Origin of the sequence: Pseudomonas sp. MF7453, assembly GCF_016405455.1 — a bacterium.
Taxonomy (GTDB): domain Bacteria; phylum Pseudomonadota; class Gammaproteobacteria; order Pseudomonadales; family Pseudomonadaceae; genus Aquipseudomonas; species Aquipseudomonas paralactis.
The window spans coordinates 60,627-78,230 of record NZ_JAEKCN010000002.1 but is presented as its reverse complement, the minus strand read 5'-3'; the positions used below and the strand labels follow the sequence as shown (position 1 = coordinate 78,230).

The following is a 17,604-nucleotide window of genomic DNA, read 5'->3' as shown; positions in this document are numbered from 1 at the left end:
CGGTCTGGATGTCCATTCGTTGCCCCTTCCAATCATAAAAACGGAGCTTCAAATGTCTGCGCAGTCCCCGACAGTTGCCACGTCTTCAACCTTGATCGGCTTCACTGAGCTTTTGGAGTTGCTCCAACAGATTTTCGTCAGGCACGGGACCTCGCCAGAAGTGGCGGCCATCCTCGCGCATAACTGCGCCAGTGCTGAACGTGATGGCGCTCATAGCCACGGTATTTTTCGTATCCCCGGTTACCTGTCGACTCTGGCCAGCGGCTGGGTCAACGGCACCGCCGTGCCAATCGTCACCGACGTTGCGTCAGGCTTCGTACGGGTCGACGCCGCCAATGGGTTTGCCCAACCGGCTCTGGAGGCGGCACGTGCGTTGCTGGTGAGCAAGGCCCGCAGCGCTGGTATTGCGTTACTGGCCATCCACAACTCCCATCACTTTGCCGCCTTGTGGCCGGATGTCGAACCCTTTGCCGAACAAGGGCTGGTGGCGCTCAGCGTGGTCAACAGCATGACGTGCGTGGTGCCCCATGGTGCTGATCGCCCGTTGTTCGGCACCAATCCGATCGCGTTCGCCGCACCGCGGGCCGATGGCGCGCCGATTGTGTTCGACCTGGCTACCAGCGCCATCGCCCACGGCGACGTGCAGATTGCCGCGCGCAAAGGCGAACGGCTACCGCCGGGCATGGGCGTCGATAGCCTGGGCCAGCCGACCCAGGACCCGAAAGCCATTCTGGAAGGTGGCGCGCTGTTGCCGTTCGGTGGGCATAAGGGTTCGGCCTTGTCGATGATGGTCGAGTTGCTGGCGGCGGCGCTGACTGGCGGCAATTTTTCGTTCGAATTCAATTGGGCCGAGCATCCGGGAGCGCGTACGCCCTGGACCGGCCAGCTGCTGATAGTGATTGATCCGAGCAAGACCGCCGGGCAAAGCTTCGCCGAGCGCAGCCAGGAACTGGTGCGGCAGATGCATGCGGCAGGGTTGCGGCGTTTGCCGGGGGATCGGCGCCATCGCACACGGGCGAAGTCGCAGGAAGCAGGCATAGAGCTTGAGGCGCAGGATCTTCGACAGCTGCGAGAATTGGCGGCGGGATGAAACAGGCTGCGCCATGGGCGCAGCCCGTGCTGATCAGTGACGACGACCCAGCAGCAGACCCACCACCAGGCCAAAGCCTGCGGAAATGGCCACGGTCTGCCATGGGTGACCGCCGATATAGGTCTCGGTGGCATCCACCACAGGCTTGCTGCGCTCACGGACACTGGACACCGAATCCAGGGCTTGCTTGAGTTTGATGGCGACCTGCTCGCGCAGGGTTTCACCTTCCTCGCCCACCAGGGATGCGCTGCTTTTGAGCAGTTTGTCCGATTCTTCGATCAGCGCGGTCAATTCGCTGAAGGCTTGATCCTTGATTTGTTCTTCGACGGCTTGGGCGGCGGTTTTGCGGGCCATGTGTGACTCCTTGCAAGTGAATGTGACAGTGAACAATGGAGTATCGGGCAGCGGCAAAAGTTGCAGTTATTTTGCGAGCCGTGCATTTGGGGCACAATGGGAATCAGGACCTTTGGGCCTACAGTGTAAGATGTCACCCATTTGTGCAGCAGGTAATTCAACATGAGCTTCAATCTCGCCAACAAGACCCTCGCCGAACGCGCCGAGCTGGAAGACGAAAAGTCGCGCCTCTACGACCTGTGGCAAACCAACCTGGGCAAAGCCAAGGGCGAAGCCGCCCGTTTGTTCGGCGAGCGCGCCAAGCGCAAGGGCAAATGGGCCGAGTGGGTGCGTGCCGAACTTGACGGCATGTCGCCGCCGGAGTTTTCCAACATGGTGCGCAGCGAAGTCAACAAGCTGATGGCTGCGGCGAAGTAAAGCACGCCACAATCGCCTCGCGAACCTTGAGCAACAGCGGGTCCAGCTGGGCCTGGGTTCGCCAGCCCAGCTCCACCGGGTAATGCGGCAGTGCCAGCGGGCAGGGCAGCACACGCAAGCCGGTCATCTGCGCAATCGCCTCGGCCGCGTGGCCGGGGATCGTCGCCACCGCCGTGCTGCCTTTGAGCAGGTACGGCAGCGCCGCGAAGTGGCTGGTAGACGCGCACACCTGGCGGCTCAAGCCCTGCGCCGCCAAGCCTTCATCGGTAATACCGATAAACCCGCCTGACGACACCAGCACATGCTCGCGTGCGATGAACTCTGCGAGTTCCAGCCCTTGTTGGCCGGGCACCAGACTGCCTGGGTCCACCAGGCAACAGTAGTCACCTTCGCCCAGCACTTGCCGACTCAACCTGCGCTCGGCAAACCCGCCTGCGGTGATGGCCAGGTCCAGGTTGCGGTCGAGCAGGGCGCCTGCAACGATCTGGCTGTGGGTTTGGCGAAAGATCACCCGCAGTTTCGGCAGGCGCTCTGCGATGGCGTCCATCAGTGGCCTGCCGTAGGCGATTTCGAAATCGTCTGACAGACCTAAAACCACCGAACGCCCCTGATAGTGCGGGTTATCCGGGTTGGTCATCGCCAGGCTTTGACGGCAGCGGTCCAACGCCTCGCTGATCACCGGTTTCAACTGATTGGCCCGCAGGGTGGGCGCCAGCCCGCGGCCGGTGCGTACGAACAGCGGGTCGCCATACAGTTCGCGCAAACGCCGCAAGCCGGCGCTGATCGCCGATTGCGTAACGCCCAGGCGCAATGCCGCACGGCTGGCGCTGGACTCGTCGTGCAGGGCTTCGAAGGTTTTCAGCAGGTTCAGGTCAACCTGGGCGATATTCATCTGGGTCATATCATTTAGTACTGAAGTGATCTTTATTCATGATCGAGGCTGGCCGGAGAATGGGCAACCCTTATTAGCGGAGTGAGCGTAATGCCCGTATCGATCGTTGCAGCCCTGCAAATCGGCTCCTTGCCTGGCGGCAAAGCTGAAACCCTGGCGCAGATCCTGGCCTATGAAGATGAAATCCAGCGCAGTGGCGCGCAGTTGGTGGTGATGCCTGAGGCGTTGCTGGGCGGCTATCCCAAGGGCGAAAGCTTCGGCACGCAATTGGGCTATCGCCTGCCGGAGGGGCGTGAAGCCTTTGCGCGGTATTTTGCCAATGCCATCGACGTGCCGGGCGTCGAGACTGAGGCGCTGGCCGGTTTGTCGGCGCGCACCGGTGCCAGCCTGGTGCTCGGCGTGATCGAGCGCAGTGGCAGCACGCTGTATTGCACGGTGCTGTATTTCGAACCGTCGAGCGGTTTGGTCGCCAGGCACCGCAAACTCATGCCGACCGGCACTGAACGGCTGATCTGGGGCAAGGGCGACGGCTCAACCTTGCCGGTGATCGACGCGGCTGTCGGGCGTATTGGCGGTGCGGTGTGCTGGGAAAACATGATGCCGCTGTTGCGCACGGCCATGTATGCCAAGGGCGTGCAAGTGTGGTGTGCGCCCACCGTGGACGAGCGTGAGATGTGGCAGGTAAGCATGCGGCATATTGCCCATGAAGGCCGCTGTTTCGTCGTGAGCGCTTGCCAGGTTCAGGCATCGCCCGAGGCGTTGGGCGTGGAGATTGCCAATTGGCCAGCAGAGCGCCCGTTGATTGCCGGCGGTAGCGTAATTGTGGGGCCCATGGGCGACATTCTGGCAGGGCCGTTGCTGGGGGAGACGGGGTTGTTGACGGCGCGCATCGATACCGATGATTTGGTGCGGGCACGCTATGACTATGACGTGGTGGGGCATTACGCCAGACCGGATATTTTTGAGTTGGCGGTGGATGAACGCGCCAAGCCCGGCGTGCGCTACATCACTGATTGAACCGGGCCAACCCAGGCTTTTGTAGGAGCGAGCTTGCTCGCGAAAAACCCATAGGCGCCGCGTTGATTCAGGAAACACGCGTTACCGTTGACGTTTTTCGCGAGCAAGCTCGCTCCTACAGACGGCTTGCCAGGATCAGATCACTCGCGCATCACCAGGTGGCGGTGTTGGGCAAATCCAGCGTGCCATGCTCGACAAAGCGCATGGTGCCGAATAACCCGCCCGCCAGTTTGCCGCGCAGCACGTAGGGCAGATTGTTCAGGCTTTGGGTCTGGCTCAGACCGAGAGTCTGGCGCAACACCGAGAACGCCGAAACGCTGACAGGCACCATCAGCACCTTTTCGGAAAAACGCGGGATGCTGCCGGCCTGGTCACTTACCCCGGACGCCAGCGGTCGCCCATTGACGTCCAGGTCCAGCGCCACGCCGTTGTAGTCGATTGCCGTTTCATTGGGGTTCTGCACTCGCAGCTTCACGGCAAAGCGCACTTCCAGGTCCTGGCTTTGCAGCGGCTCGATGCCCACCACGTTGATATTTACCGGGTCGCGATTGGGGAACAGCGCGCAAGCGCTCAAGGTCAGCAACAGCAACGATAGAACCATGAGCTTGCGCATTTAAAAGTGCTCCTACTGTTTCGTGACGTCCGGGTCTTGCATGACCTTGAGGGTAGAGGACTCCGGATCGAATTCATCTTCTTCCAGCTCTATGAACTCTTCGGGCAGGAAAATGTTCAGCAGGATTGCACAGAACGCGCCCACAGTGATCGGCGATTCGAAGATGTTGTGCAGCGCCTTGGGCAAGTCGCGCAGCACTTCCGGCACCGCGGCGACGCCCAGGCCCATCCCCAGGGAGATCGCCACGATCAGCACATTGCGCCGGTGCAGGCCGGCTTCGGCGAGGATCTTGATTCCGGCCACCGCCACGGTACCGAACATGATCAGGGTCGCGCCGCCGAGTACCGGCTTGGGCATCAGCTGAAGCACCGCGCCAATCATCGGGAACAGCCCCAGCAGCACCAGCAGCCCGGCGATAAAGTACGCCACGTAACGGCTGGCCACGCCGGTCAGTTGGATCACGCCGTTGTTCTGGGCGAACGTCACCATCGGCAGGCTGTTGAAGGTGGCGGCCATCGCCGAGTTGAGGCCATCGGCCAGCAGGCCGGACTTGATGCGCTTGATATACAGCGGGCCCTTGACCGGTTGCTGGGAGATCATCGAGTTGGCCGTCAGGTCGCCGGCCGCTTCCAAAGGCGAAATCAGGAAAATCACGGCCACCGGGATAAACGCCACCCAGTCGAACGAGAAGCCGTACTTGAACGGCACCGGCACGCTGATCAATGGCACCTGGGGCAGGGCGGCCATATCCACCCGGCCCAGCAACCACGCCACCACAAAGCCCAGCGTCAGGCCGATCACGATCGAACCCAGGCGCAGGAACGGGTTGTTGAAGCGGTTGAGCACCACGATGGTCAGCAGCACCAGCGCCGCCAGACCCATATTGCTGGCGGCGCCCAGGTCACCCGCGCCATAGCCGCCAGCCATGTCGGTGACCGCCACCTTGATCAGTGACAGGCCCATCAGGGTAATGATGGTGCCAGTCACCACCGGGGTGATCAGCTTGCGCAGTTTGCCGATGAACTGGCTCAGCACCACCTCGATAAAGGCGGCGAAAAAGCAGATGCCAAAAATCGTCGAGAGAATTTCATCCGTGCCGCCGCCCCGGGCCTTGACCATGAACCCGGCGCTCAATATCACGCTGATAAACGAAAAGCTGGTGCCTTGCAGGCACAACAGCCCCGAGCCCACGGGCCCGAACGTGCGGGCCTGCACGAAGGTGCCGAGCCCCGAGACGAACAGCGCCATGCTCACCAGGTACGGCACCTCGCTTTCGAGGCCCAACACGCCGCCGACAATCAGGGTCGGGGTGATGATGCCGACAAAGCTCGCCAGCACATGCTGCAAGGCGGCAAAAATCGCGGCGGTGAAGTGCGGGCGGTCTTCCAGGCCGTAGATCAGGTCGGATTTATAGCGCGGGCGGGGGGCTTGAGCGTCAGACAAAATGATGGCTCGGGTCGGAAAATGGAGGCGCAGGATGCCAGAAAGCGTCGGCTGTCAGAAGGGTAAAAGGATATTTATGAAAAACCTGCACATCCAACCCTGTAGGAGCGAGCTTGCTCGCGAAAAACGTCAACGATGGCACATGTTTTCTGATTAAACGCGGTGCCTGTGAGTTTTTCGCGAGCAAGCTCGCTCCTACAAAAGCTGGCATTAGGGCTTATTGCTTCCAGGCCCCTGGGTTCACCAGGTTTTGCGGTCGCTCGCCCGACAACGCCTGCAACAGATTATCCACTGCACACTTGGCCATCGCCTCGCGCGTTTCATGAGTTGCCGAGCCGATATGCGGAGTCGCCACCACGTTGTTCAAGCGCAGCAACGGCGAGGCGTGATCCAGGGGTTCTTTCTCGAACACATCCAACCCCGCCGCCCGGATGGTGCGCTGCTGCAATGCTTCAACCAGCGCCGCCTCATCCACCACTTTGCCCCGTGAGATATTGATGAAGATCGTCTCCGGCCCCATCAGCGCGAATTCCTCGGCGCCAATAAGCTTTTCGGTTTCTGCGGTGAGCGGCAACGTCAGGCACACAAAATCCGCCTCTTTGAGCAAGTCCTGAAGGCTTCGGTACTGCGCGCCAAAACGCGCTTCCACCGCAGGCTTGGGCGAATGGCTGTGGTAGATCACCGGCATACCAAAACCAAAGTGCCCCCGCTGGGCCAAGGCTTCACCGATGCGGCCCATACCGATAATGCCCAGGGTCTTACCATGCACATCGCTGCCGAAATGCGCCGGGCCGATGTTCTTGCTCCACTGGCCGGCACGCACCATGTCGGCCAGTTCGACCACGCGCCGGGCGGTGGCCAGGATCAGCGCAAAGCCGGTGTCGGCGGTGGTTTCGGTGAGTACATCCGGGGTGTTGCTGAGCAGAATGCCGCGCTGGGTCAGGTAGTCGATGTCGTAGTTGTCCACGCCCACCGAGACGCTGGCCACGGCTTCCAGCTTGGGTGCCAGGTCGAGCAACCGGGCGTCCAGGCGCAGGCTTGCACCCAGCAGGCCGTGGGCGGTGGGCAGTGCGTCGCGCAGTTTGGCCAGGCCGGTTTCATCCAGTGCATCGATCAGCGTGACCTCGGCCTGCTCATGCAGGCGGGCCATCAGCGGCGCGGACAGTTTTTTGTACAACACAACGGACTTTTTCATGAGGTTTTTACCTTCAACTCCAGGGTTGGCGCCGGCGAGCGGTCACTGGCGCCGGGCTTGAGGAAAATCGTCAGCACTACCGACAGCAGCAACGCACCGCTCATCAGCAGGTACGAAGCGCCGGGCGAGCCGGTGCTGCTGTTGAGGTAACCCACCAGGTATGAGCCGCCGAACGAGCCCAGCGCGCCCATGCTGTTGATCAGTGCCATGGCGCCACCGGCGACGTTGGCGGGGAGGATTTCCGGGACGATGGCGAAGAACGGGCCATAGGGTGCGTACATGCACGCCCCGGCGATCACCAGCAGGGTGTAGGACCACCAGAAATGTTCGGCGCCCAACACGTAGGACGCGTAGAAGGCGATGGACGCAATCAGCAACGGCGGCCAAACAAAGCGCTTACGTTTTTGCAGTTTGTCCGAGCCCCACGACACCACCAGCATACCGATCACCGCCGCCAGGTACGGCAGCGCCGACAGCCAGCCGGCTTCGACCATGTCCATCTGCAAGCCGGCCTTGAGGATCGACGGCAGCCACAGCACAAAGCCGTACACGCCAATGCTCCAGCAGAAGAATTGCAGGGCAAGGATGATCACCTTGGGCGAGCGGAACGCCTCGGCGTAGTTCTTCACCGCCTTGATGCCGACTTGCTCGGCGGCGAGGGCGGTTTCCAGGTCTTTTTTGTGCTGTTCGCTCAGCCACTTGGCATCGGCGGGTTTTTCATCCGCCAGCTTCCACCAGATAAACGCCCACAGCACCGCCGGCAGGCCCTCGATGATAAACATCCAGCGCCAGCTGAAATGCTGCACCAGGTAGCCCGAGACCACCGACATCCACAGCATGGTCACCGGGTTGCCGAGGATCAGGAAGGTGTTGGCCCGCGAGCGTTCGGCACGGGTGAACCAATGACACAGGTACACCAGCATGGCTGGCATCACCGCGGCTTCGACCACCCCGAGCATGAAGCGGATGACGATCAACATATAGGCGTTGGACACCACGCCGGTCAGGGTCGCCAGGCCACCCCAGAGGATCAGGCTGACGAAAATCAGTTTTTTAACGCTGCGCTTTTGCGCGTAGATCGCCCCCGGCACCTGAAAGAAAAAGTAGCCGAGGAAAAACAGCGCGCCAAGCAGCGAGGACATGCCCGGCGTGATCATCAGGTCTTCGGCCATCCCGGAGGCGGCGGCGAAGCCGTAGTTGGCGCGGTCCAGGTAGGCCAGGCTGTAGGTGATAAACACGATAGGCATGATGTACCACCAACGGCGGGTGGCGAGTTTCACGGTTTCCATGGGGTTGCTCCTGAGCTTGTTGTAGTTGTGGCAACAGGTAATGGGTTACGCAACGGATCGAGTGGGTAATTCGGCGCGGGTCGGCAAACCCTCCATATCGCCACGGCTCTGCACAGCGCGGCTGCCGATCCAGTTAGCGCGCTGGACCGCCTCGGGGAAGCTTGAGTTTTCCAGCAGGGCGCTGATCATGCCCACGGCAAAACCATCGCCGGCGCCGACGGTGTCCACGACGTTTTCCACCTTGACGGCGGCGACGAAGCCCTGGTCCATGTGGGTGCGGTAATAGGCGCCTTCGGGGCCGAGTTTGATCGCCACGGCTTCGGCACCCTGGTCGAGGTAAAACGCAGCGATATCCGCAGGATCTTCGAAACCGGTGAGCAAGCGGCCTTCACTCAGGCCCGGCAACACCCAGTCAGCCAGAGCGGCCAGGGCATTGATTTCGCGGATCATCAGCGCCTGGCTGGCCCAGAGCGAAGGGCGCAGGTTCGGGTCGAATGACACGCTGCGCCCGGCGTTGCGCATTTGCTTCATCAGTTCAAAGGATAGTTCACGGGTGGCATCGGACAACGCCGGTGGAATCCCGGTGGCGTGCACATGGCGCGCTTGCAACAGCGCCGGGCTGATGTCGGCAATGGACAAATGGCTGGCCGCCGAACCTTTGCGGAAGTACTCGACCTGGGGATCAGCGCCGGCCTCTTCGCGCGACTTGAGCTGAAACCCCGTGGGGTGCAGTGGGTCGACGGCCACATGGCGGCAATCAATGCCTTCCTTGCCCAGGGTGTCGACCACAAAGCGCCCGAGGGAATCGTCACCCACTCGGCTCAGCCATGCCACGTTGAACCCCAGGCGCGACAAACCAATGGCGACATTGCTGTCGGCGCCGGCAATGCGTTTGTGAAACTGCCCGACCTGGGCCAGATCGCCGGTCTGCTCGGCGACAAACATCGCCATGGTTTCACCAAACGACAGAATATCGATCTCAGACATGGGCATTCTCCACGCGGGGTTGGCCAAGGCAGGCGAGGGTGGCGACCTGTTGTGCAGTGACCTCCACCAGGTCCTCGCCCTGCAACGGAAACTCCACCGCCCGCGTAATACCTTGAGTCATATGCTTGAGCAGTTGTTCCCACAGATGCAGGTCGGTAGCGCCAGGCGGCAAGGCCACCAGCTTGCCGTCGTCGCGACGGGCCACGGCCTTGCAATGCAGGTAATCCACATGCCGGCCCAGCAGGCGTGCGGCGGTCAGCGCAGACTGGTCTTGCCACTGCCAGTTGCCGATATCGAAGGTCATCTTCACCGGCAAGCCCAGGCGTTCGACTTCGGTGAAAAACCGTTGCATCGGCTCGATTCGGCCGCCGTGCAGGGTCTGGTCGTTTTCCACCAACAGCTTGACCGAATGGCGGTTGAGCAGGGCATGCAGGCTTTCCAGGTCGTTGGTGTCGGTGAAATATCCGAGGGAGACTTTCAGCCAACGTGAACCGAAGGCGTGAGCGCGGTCCAGGGTGGCCGCGAGTTCCGGATTGGGTTGGGCCCGACCGGCGACCCAGAGTTCCAAAGGCGAGGAAAAGACTGATTCCAGGCCCTGTTCTGCGGCGGCCTGGGCCAGTTCGGCGGGCTGTTCGAGGGTCAGCAACTCTTCACGCCATTCGATGCGCTGGGCACCGGCGGCGCTGAGTAACGCGACAAAGCTCAATTGGCCCTGCTGGCGGACAAGGTCTGCGCCGTAGCTGGAAAGGCTGATGGAGACGGGGTATTTATGCATTGTTGTTTACCTCTGAAACCGGTTTCATTTTTTCTGAAAAAAACACACAACCCTTGTAGGAGCGAGCTTGCTCGCGAAAAGCTCGAGGGCGCCGCGCTAATCCTGACGCTGCGCGTTATCGTTAACGACTTTCGCGAGCAAGCTCGCTCCTACAAAGGGACAGGGCGGTGGAGCCACGGATAATCAGCTCGGGTAAAAAATCCAGGGTGCGCGTGGGAGCGGTATCACCGCGCAGACGTTTGAGCAAACAGTCAAATGCGCTGGCGCCAATTGCTTGCGTCGGCTGGGCGAGGGCGGTGATGCCGTTGCCCACCAGCGGGTACCAGTCCAGGTCATCCAGAGCGATCAGGCCGACATCGTCGAACAGCGTGCAGCCCAACGCCTTGAGCGTATGTGTGCAGGCCAGCGCAGCAACACCGTTGGCGCAAAACAGCGCCTTGGGACCGGGCCTGGCTAAAAAGCTTTGCAGACGGCCTTGCAGTTCGCCATCCAGTTCAACCACCGCGCCGGTCAAGCCTGGGCGCCGGGCAATCTCGGCCTTGAAACTCTCCAGGCGCTCAAGGCGTGAGCTGGTGCCATCGGTGGCTTCGCTCACCAGCAGCACGTCGCGATAACCCTGTTGCTCAAGATGCTCTACCGCCATACGCACCGCCGCCGGGTTGTCCAGACCCACCATGTCGCTGTGCAACGGCTCGACCTTGCGGTCCACCAGCACCAGGGGCATTTCCCGTTGCAGTTCCAGCAGTTGGTCGAGGTGATGGCCCAGGGTATTCACGATCAGCCCTTCGATGTTGTACGAGCGCAGCGCTGCCAGATGCTGGCGCTCCTGTTCGTCATCGCGGTCGGTGTTGCACACCACCAGGCTGTAGCCGTGCTGACGGCAGGCGGTTTCGACACCGTGCATCACGGCAATGGAATAGGGGTTACGGATATCGGCCACCAGCATACCGATCAGGCGCGTGCGCCCACGTTTGAGGCCGCGGGCCATCTGGTTGGGGCGATAACCGAGTTCGTCGATAGCCTGTTCGATGCGCAGGGCAATGGCATCTGAGAGCAGGGCGCGGTCATCGCCGATGAAGCGCGAGACGCTGGCCTTGGACACGCCAGCGCGCTCGGCAACGTCGAGCATGGTCACGCGGCTACGCTGGGCGGCGGAAAATGGAGTCACGGTAAAGCCTTTCTTATTGGAATGGGTAACGGGTTGAAACCGGTTTCAGAAAACACCAGCGAGCTACTTACGTCAAGTTTTATTGAGGGGTATGTCCATGCGCCACATCCGCAAAACTGATGAGTGGTCAGCCTACCTGTTAATTCTGACAGTATCCAAACCCATATATGGCGTGTTCAATTGGCCCCAAGTGAACGGCGCTGCACAAGCCATAAACAGTTAAACGGTCATTCCAGGGGTGGCAGCATGAGTGGGCAAAAAAAGCACAGTCCAGTGAGTACCGCAGTTTCTGGTTCAGGCGACACTCTTGCTCTGGATGGGCCTACCGTTGTGCGTGCCCTCGCCGATGGACTGGTGCCTGCGCAGTACTATTTCAACGATCTGGAGGTGGAGCTTCCCATGCCATGGTCGTTTCTGCCGGGTGCCGGCGATACCCACTTCGTCGTATTTGTATGGGATGACCATAGCGCTACCCCCGTTGATGTGTTTCCGCCGTTGAGATTGGATGGTCCACTTACTGCAGATGACTTTCCCTATCCTGCGTCGATTCCTCAAGCATTTCTGCTGAACAGCGCGAGAGTAGATCTGTCATTTCGCATACATGTCGATTCGCCGTCTAACCCAAGCTTTGATACTTCGCAGCTCACGGCGCTTCGAATCGACCGCGACGCCCCAGGTGTCGGTGAAACACTCGCGCCCGCAATTTTCCCTGTCGATCCGATTACCCTTGATTATCTGGACCTCAACCCGTTGGTTCCGATGGAAATACCGGGTGGTTATCGGGGGCGAGATGAGGGTGACGAAATACTGTTGTACTTCTCGGCAATGGACGCTCTGCCTACGGGGGCGCCCAGCTTCATTTCACCACCGCAGGTCAGTGCTACGGGTCAAATATTCGTCGACGTCCCCGATACGATTTTTCGAAGTTTCCCGGGCGCCTTGTTTATCTTTTGCTTTTACCGTCTGAGAGATCGGGCCGGTAACCTCAATCCGCAATTTTCAGAGGTGGCGCGAGCCGGTCTGAGTGTTGCCATCCCCACCCCGACTTACCTCAGGCCGCTGTTTCCACAGACCGAATCGGACCCAATAAACAATCCGAACAAATGGATGACGTGTGCCTGTATACCGCCGATCTGGGTGGGCGTTGAAATCCGCATCAATCAGGGCTCGCCACCGTTCCCAGCTATTCAAGATGGAGATCTCATCACGATGCGGTTTCAGGGGTATCGCCAGGCTCCTGATGTAGACCCGATGCCCAATATTGTTGAAACCCAGACCCATGTCTGGGACGGCGTCGCTGATGCCAGCGGCCACTCGTTCTGGATCAGAGATGTCGAGCGTTTGATTCGGCCACTCAGAGTCACTGCGGGGGGGGAAGCTAGCTACATGGTGTCCAGAGGCGGCGCCATCATTGGGCGGTCTTTTTCCAGGTTCGCGCGATTTGATCGCGTCGTTCCATCCGCGCCGCCACCCCGTTATTGCTGGATTGACGGCAATGTCCCGGAACCCTGACGGGCGGTTTCGTCAGGGGGCGTGAGCGCTGCCATTAACAAGGTTGGCCGCTGCGAACGGGTTTGAATGCAAGTGCTGAGTGTTTTGGTTGTGCCGCAACTCAGGCGGCGGGAAAAGCTGTTGCCGGAAATCGGGTCGTGGTCATTCGCCCGGTAGCCGAAGTGAACCTGGCGGACAAATATGTGTGTAAGGAACCTATATCAAGCGATAGTGGAGATCTTCAAATGAGCAGCAACCCGAAAATCCCCTCGGCACCTACGGCTAACCCGGCAGCCGTCACGATTGCGGAGGCACTCGACGATGCAACCGGTACGATCCCGGCCAATCTTGCGACCGTCGGCATCACGGCTGAATGTACGACAGGTGACTTGTCTGATTTCGATGACTGGTTCGAAATTGAGCTACAAGACCTTCAGGCACTTCCACCTGTTTGGACTCGTATAGCGGGGCCGATTCAATTGAGCGCGACCCCTATTCCAATACCTGTCAAATTTAATATTCCGATTTCTGCACCGATTGGCGGGTTTCGCCACGGTTTTTTTCAACTCAGAAGCATTCAGTACCGAGACTTTGGCGGCTTTCCAGGCGGGACTGGGGATACTTCCGATCCTGGCCGATTTACGGTCGATACCATTCCCCCCTACGCTGATGTCGGGTTTCGTGATCAACCTACTGCCCTCGTATTCCCCATCAACCTTCCTGACGGTGCGGTTATTGACGATGCCTATCTGACGATGAACGGCGGGATACAGTTCGGTATTCCCGACAACACCTTCGTTCAGCCGCCGGGTCAGTGGCAGGCGGGTGACTTCATTACCGTCTACTGGAGCACGGTGATGTTTCCCCGCGACCAGGACATCGTGAGCCCGCCCGGCGGGATCCCGATGCTGCAGACCGGTAATACTTTTTTCCTGCCTCGTGCTCTAATTGATCTGAGTGGGAGGTATCGGGCCTTTTACACTATTACCGACAGGGCGGGTAACGTCAGTCGCCCCTCATTCATCGAAGAACGTGAAGTAAGGCTGATCGATGACCCCGAACAACGTGCGCCATTTTTGCCACTGGCTCCCGCACCGGAAGGCGGCAGCACAGATGACTTGATCGACATCGCTGATTATCTGCTGGATCCTGAAATATGGGTCAGAGTCTATAACAATCATGCTCCATTGCTCGATCGACTCGAAGTGCAAATAGGTACGCAGCCCTGGAGCGGCCTGGGCCCGGTTTTCAATACGTTTCCGCAAGTATTCGATGGTATGCAGGCACAGTTCAAGGCTGCCTACACACAGCTTACGGTCGGGCCGCAATTGGTGCCTGTCCGGTACCGGATTTCGCGAAACGGCACGTTGTTTCCTTCCTTGGACACCACCATCCGGCTCGATTTGTCAGTCGGTGGTCCAACCAACCCAGGAGAACCTGGCACACCTAATATCAACCTTAATGAAGCCCACGTATTTGGGGCCGGCTCGACAACGCCGGATGTTTTATTGCCAGAGCATGCCGACCAAAGTGTGCGCGTGGATATTGTGTTATGGACAGTCGCAGTGGCCCCTCATTCGGGGCTGTCGATCATCTTCCTGTGGGAGGGTGAGCGAGTTGGGCCATTCCCTATCACTACGGAGCAAGGTGGTGATACTTTTTCTTTCGAGATCGACTGGGACGTGGTTGCCCGTCATGGTAATGACCTCAAGACCATCAGCTATCTGGTTATCGACCCGGACACCACCAATGAGAATCCTTCCCCGCCCACTGAGGTTGATGTACAGGATGCAGTGACGACAATGTTAGCGTCAGCAGAGTATGTAGGCCGCAACTCTGGGAATCGTTGGAACTGCGCCTCGCTGAAAACCCGATCGCCAGGACCACCCCCTGTTCTGTATGGTGAAGTCTACGTACCGGGAGATACCAGGATGGCGTTAGGTGTGCCGCTGACGTTGGAATTGAGCCTTACCAATACACTCGCAGGTCGGCCACCAGGACCGTTTCCATTAACGCTTACACACCCGACCATAACCCAGAACGACAAAGACAACGGAATCACATTCGAAATCGACTACAAGGGCTATCTGGATCAGGCGCCAACGGGCAACTGCGTCGCGACTTACTCTACGGTTTTGAGTAATGGCGTAACCGGGCGTGGGATACCGTCGGATACGCGCGTTGGCATGTCGAATGCCCACACCTACTGCGATGGCACGGTACCGCCAACCCCCTGACACTGAGCCGTAGTGGAAGTGAAGTGACTCAATCAAAGCGTTAGCCCTCGTGCTTGACCTTGGGTCGCAAGAAACAATCCGATGCCTGTATTGGCATCGGATTTTTTTTGCTTGCGGTAAAGAAAGCCAGCAGCGCCTAATTGCGCCTTTTAGTTTTCCGCGTCTCAGCGATGTCGATTCAGCGTGTTATCTAAGATAAATCCTACAGTGTTTGGGGTGTCTGATCCTTACTCTTTGCGTCGCACAGGTAAGGCTCCATTCCGAGGGAACGAGCCAAGCCGTTATCCAAGACTCTACCCCAGAGAGTGATCAGCCATGCACGTATTGCCCAACTTTAAGCTCAAGCCTTTGAGCGCTATGATGAAAGTACCAACGATAACTTTATGTATGTTGGCGGCTGTTTCAGGAGCAGCCCAAGCCGGCCATTTAATCGGTGAGAGCAAAACAATTGATTCGAGTGAGTCAGCCAATGATTGGCAGTTGGATTGGAAAGCCGAACTGACACTTAATGGCGCCAGAGCGCAACGTATCATCGTCAATGATTCGGCTTTGATTATAAATCCAGGCAGCCGCGTAGAGGATATTCGCGCTACCCAGGGTTCAACCGTCAGCCTCACAGGCGCCCATGTGGAATCCAGGAACCCAACGTGGGCAGCCCTGCGCCTGGATGACAGCACTGCGACAATTATCGACAGCAACCTGATCAGTCATACCAACTTCGGACTGCAAGTATTTCAAAGTGCAGGCTCCCTTCAAGGAGGGGTTGCCAAGGTATTGAGTAGCAACATCTTCGGCGTTGTCGGGGGGGCCACGGCCCAAGGCAACAGCGAACTGCATTTCAACCAAAACACCTGGGTGGAAGGTACCGGCGCGGACAGTTTTGGTGTTCGATTGGATGGCGGTGCATTGGTTGCCGCGAGTCAAAGCACACTGATCGGCGGCAAGAATGGTGTCGTGGTGACCAACCAGTTGAAAAACGCTGAGGTTGGCAAGCTGGTACTGGACAACTCCCATGTAGAAGGCCGCACAGGCTCCGCTATTCTCGTCGAGGGGCGACCAGGCAGGGTTCCGACCGTTGAGATCGACGTGCGCAACGGTTCGACTCTGACAGGCGGTAACGGCATATTGCTGGAAGTGAACGGCGGTGCCGTGGCATCTATGAATGTCGATAACAGCGATTTGCGTGGCGACGTTATCGTCGAGCAAGGCAGCACCGCGCATCTAAGCTTGCAAAATCGTGCCGGGCTGACGGGCCAGATGCAGAATGTCACCAGCCTTGCCATAGGCGATCAGTCTTATTGGGAGTTGACCGGCGACAGCCAGGTCGGCGCCTTGAGCCTGGCCGGCGGTACGGTGAAATTCGGTGAGACTCATGCGTTCTACCAGTTGGACGTTGACAGCCTTGACGGCAACGGCACTTTCGTCATGGGCACCGATTTCGCTCGTGGCGTTACGGACTTCTTGAACGTCGAGGGCGAGGCCAAGGGCGATCACAAACTGTTGCTCGCGGCCAGCGGTGCGGAACCGACCAACCCGGAGGATATCCGCGTTGTACACACCGGTGGCGGTGACGCGCAGTTCTCCCTGGTGGGCGATGTGGTTGACGTCGGCGCTTACTCCTATGGCCTGAAAAAGGAAGGGACCGACTGGTTTCTCGACCCGAACAACCGCGTGATCAGCCCAGGCACCCGCTCGGTATTGGCGCTGTTCAACACCGCACCGACCGTGTGGTACGGCGAGGCGACTTCCCTGCGTTCGCGTATGGGGGAGCTGCGTTTCGATCCTGCCCAGGCGGGTGTGTGGATCCGTGGTTATGGCAACAAGTACGAAGTGTCTGATAGCACCGGGATTGGCTACAGCCAGAACCAGCAGGGCTTCACTTTGGGTACCGACACGCCGTTGGCCGACAGTCAGTGGCTGGTGGGTGTGATGGCCGGCCACAGCACCTCTGACCTGAACCTCAAGCGCGGCACCTCCGGTAATGTGAAGAGTTACTACCTGGGTGCTTATGCGACTTGGCTGGATGAGGAAAGCGGCCTGTATTTCGATGCGGTGGCCAAGGTCAACCGGTTCCAGAATGAGTCCAAGGTGGGTCTGAGTGACGGTACGTCGTCCAAGGGCAAGTACACCAATACCGGGGGCGGCTTGTCGGCCGAATTCGGCCGCAACATCAAGTTGGATGACGGGTTCTTTATCGAGCCTTACGCGCAAATGTCCACCGTGGTGATCCAGGGCGCCAATTACAACCTGGATAACGGCCTGGAAGCCAAGGGCGAACGTACGCGCTCAATCATGGCCAAGGCTGGCGCAACCGTTGGGCGTGACATCCAGCTCGATACGGGGAGTGTTGTACAACCTTATCTGCGAGCGGCGATGGTGCATGAGTTTGCCAATAACAATAAAGTCTCGGTGAATAACAATGTATTCAACAACGACTTGTCCGGCTCTCGCGCTGAGTTTGGCGCCGGTATGGCGGTAAAACTCTCGCAGAACCTGCAACTGCATGCCGACCTCGAGCACAGCAGCGGTGGTCGAGTTGAGCAACCTTGGGGGGCGAATGTGGGGGTTCGCTACACTTGGTAACTAATGCATTGTCAAAAGCCCGTATCGCAGGATACGGGCTTTTTTTGATGTTT

Annotated in this window: 15 protein-coding genes; 6 read left to right on the top strand and 9 right to left on the bottom strand. The window is 59.1% G+C overall.

Features of this window, described 5'->3' with window-relative positions; all coding sequences use genetic code 11:
- Positions 1–52: 52 nt before the first annotated feature.
- Positions 53–1,090: an Ldh family oxidoreductase gene (locus JFT63_RS05545; protein ID WP_198843511.1), complete on the top strand. Its 1,038-nt coding sequence runs from the start codon at positions 53–55 to the stop codon at positions 1,088–1,090.
- Positions 1,091–1,123: 33 nt separating this feature from the next.
- Here JFT63_RS05545 and JFT63_RS05550 read toward each other — a convergent pair whose 3' ends face one another.
- Entirely contained in the window at positions 1,124–1,444 is a 321-nt protein-coding gene (locus JFT63_RS05550; RefSeq protein WP_005788644.1) for a DUF883 family protein, read from the bottom strand.
- A 162-nt stretch (positions 1,445–1,606) separates the two neighbouring features.
- Here JFT63_RS05550 and JFT63_RS05555 point away from each other — a divergent pair, with 162 nt between their 5' ends.
- Positions 1,607–1,861: a hypothetical protein gene (locus JFT63_RS05555; protein WP_003190904.1), complete on the top strand. Its 255-nt coding sequence runs from the start codon at positions 1,607–1,609 to the stop codon at positions 1,859–1,861.
- Here the strand turns inward: JFT63_RS05555 and JFT63_RS05560 are convergent.
- Positions 1,833–2,753, bottom strand: a complete 921-nt coding sequence (locus JFT63_RS05560) for a LysR family transcriptional regulator (protein WP_198843579.1) — start codon at positions 2,751–2,753, stop codon at positions 1,833–1,835. The two genes, JFT63_RS05555 and JFT63_RS05560, sit on opposite strands and share 29 nt — an antisense overlap.
- Before the next feature lie 90 nt (positions 2,754–2,843).
- Here JFT63_RS05560 and JFT63_RS05565 point away from each other — a divergent pair, with 90 nt between their 5' ends.
- A complete protein-coding gene (locus JFT63_RS05565; protein WP_057702888.1) occupies positions 2,844–3,770 on the top strand; it encodes a carbon-nitrogen hydrolase family protein in 927 nt (308 codons plus the stop codon).
- Between the two features lie 151 nt (positions 3,771–3,921).
- On the opposite strand, the gene JFT63_RS05570 is transcribed toward JFT63_RS05565, so the two are convergent.
- The 7 genes from JFT63_RS05570 to JFT63_RS05600 form a co-directional block, all read right to left on the bottom strand.
- The gene (locus JFT63_RS05570) at positions 3,922–4,383 is read right to left on the bottom strand and encodes an LEA type 2 family protein (RefSeq protein ID WP_186561477.1); all 462 of its coding nucleotides are present in this window, start codon (positions 4,381–4,383) and stop codon (positions 3,922–3,924) included.
- A gap of 12 nt (positions 4,384–4,395) precedes the next feature.
- Positions 4,396–5,826 (bottom strand): nucleobase:cation symporter-2 family protein, encoded by a 1,431-nt coding sequence (locus JFT63_RS05575; protein ID WP_078821492.1) that lies wholly within the window; start codon positions 5,824–5,826, stop codon positions 4,396–4,398.
- A gap of 217 nt (positions 5,827–6,043) precedes the next feature.
- Positions 6,044–7,021, bottom strand: a complete 978-nt coding sequence (locus JFT63_RS05580) for an NAD(P)-dependent oxidoreductase (RefSeq protein ID WP_198843510.1) — start codon at positions 7,019–7,021, stop codon at positions 6,044–6,046.
- Complete coding sequence (locus tag JFT63_RS05585) at positions 7,018–8,310, bottom strand: MFS transporter (protein WP_057022484.1); 1,293 nt, start codon at positions 8,308–8,310, stop codon at positions 7,018–7,020. Before JFT63_RS05585 ends, JFT63_RS05580 begins: the two co-directional genes overlap by 4 nt.
- A 45-nt stretch (positions 8,311–8,355) precedes the next feature.
- Positions 8,356–9,297 carry a sugar kinase gene (locus JFT63_RS05590; RefSeq protein WP_057702892.1) on the bottom strand — a complete coding sequence of 314 codons (942 nt, stop codon included), beginning with the start codon at positions 9,295–9,297 and terminating at the stop codon, positions 8,356–8,358.
- On the bottom strand, positions 9,290–10,072 hold the full coding sequence (locus JFT63_RS05595; protein WP_198843509.1) for a sugar phosphate isomerase/epimerase family protein: 783 nt from the start codon (positions 10,070–10,072) through the stop codon (positions 9,290–9,292). The genes JFT63_RS05590 and JFT63_RS05595 overlap by 8 nt, the downstream gene beginning before the upstream one ends.
- Positions 10,073–10,193: 121 nt before the next feature.
- On the bottom strand, positions 10,194–11,240 hold the full coding sequence (locus JFT63_RS05600) for a LacI family DNA-binding transcriptional regulator (RefSeq protein WP_332875213.1): 1,047 nt from the start codon (positions 11,238–11,240) through the stop codon (positions 10,194–10,196).
- A 246-nt stretch (positions 11,241–11,486) separates the two neighbouring features.
- On the opposite strand from JFT63_RS05600, the gene JFT63_RS05605 reads away from it, so the two are divergent.
- From JFT63_RS05605 to JFT63_RS05615, 3 genes are all read left to right on the top strand, one after another.
- Positions 11,487–12,752, top strand: coding sequence for a hypothetical protein (locus JFT63_RS05605; protein WP_057702894.1), 1,266 nt, complete (start codon positions 11,487–11,489; stop codon positions 12,750–12,752).
- A gap of 137 nt (positions 12,753–12,889) precedes the next feature.
- Positions 12,890–14,968: a hypothetical protein gene (locus JFT63_RS05610; RefSeq protein WP_244885959.1), complete on the top strand. Its 2,079-nt coding sequence runs from the start codon at positions 12,890–12,892 to the stop codon at positions 14,966–14,968.
- Between the two features lie 315 nt (positions 14,969–15,283).
- Complete coding sequence (locus JFT63_RS05615; protein ID WP_057702896.1) at positions 15,284–17,551, top strand: autotransporter outer membrane beta-barrel domain-containing protein; 2,268 nt, start codon at positions 15,284–15,286, stop codon at positions 17,549–17,551.
- Positions 17,552–17,604 lie beyond the last annotated feature (53 nt).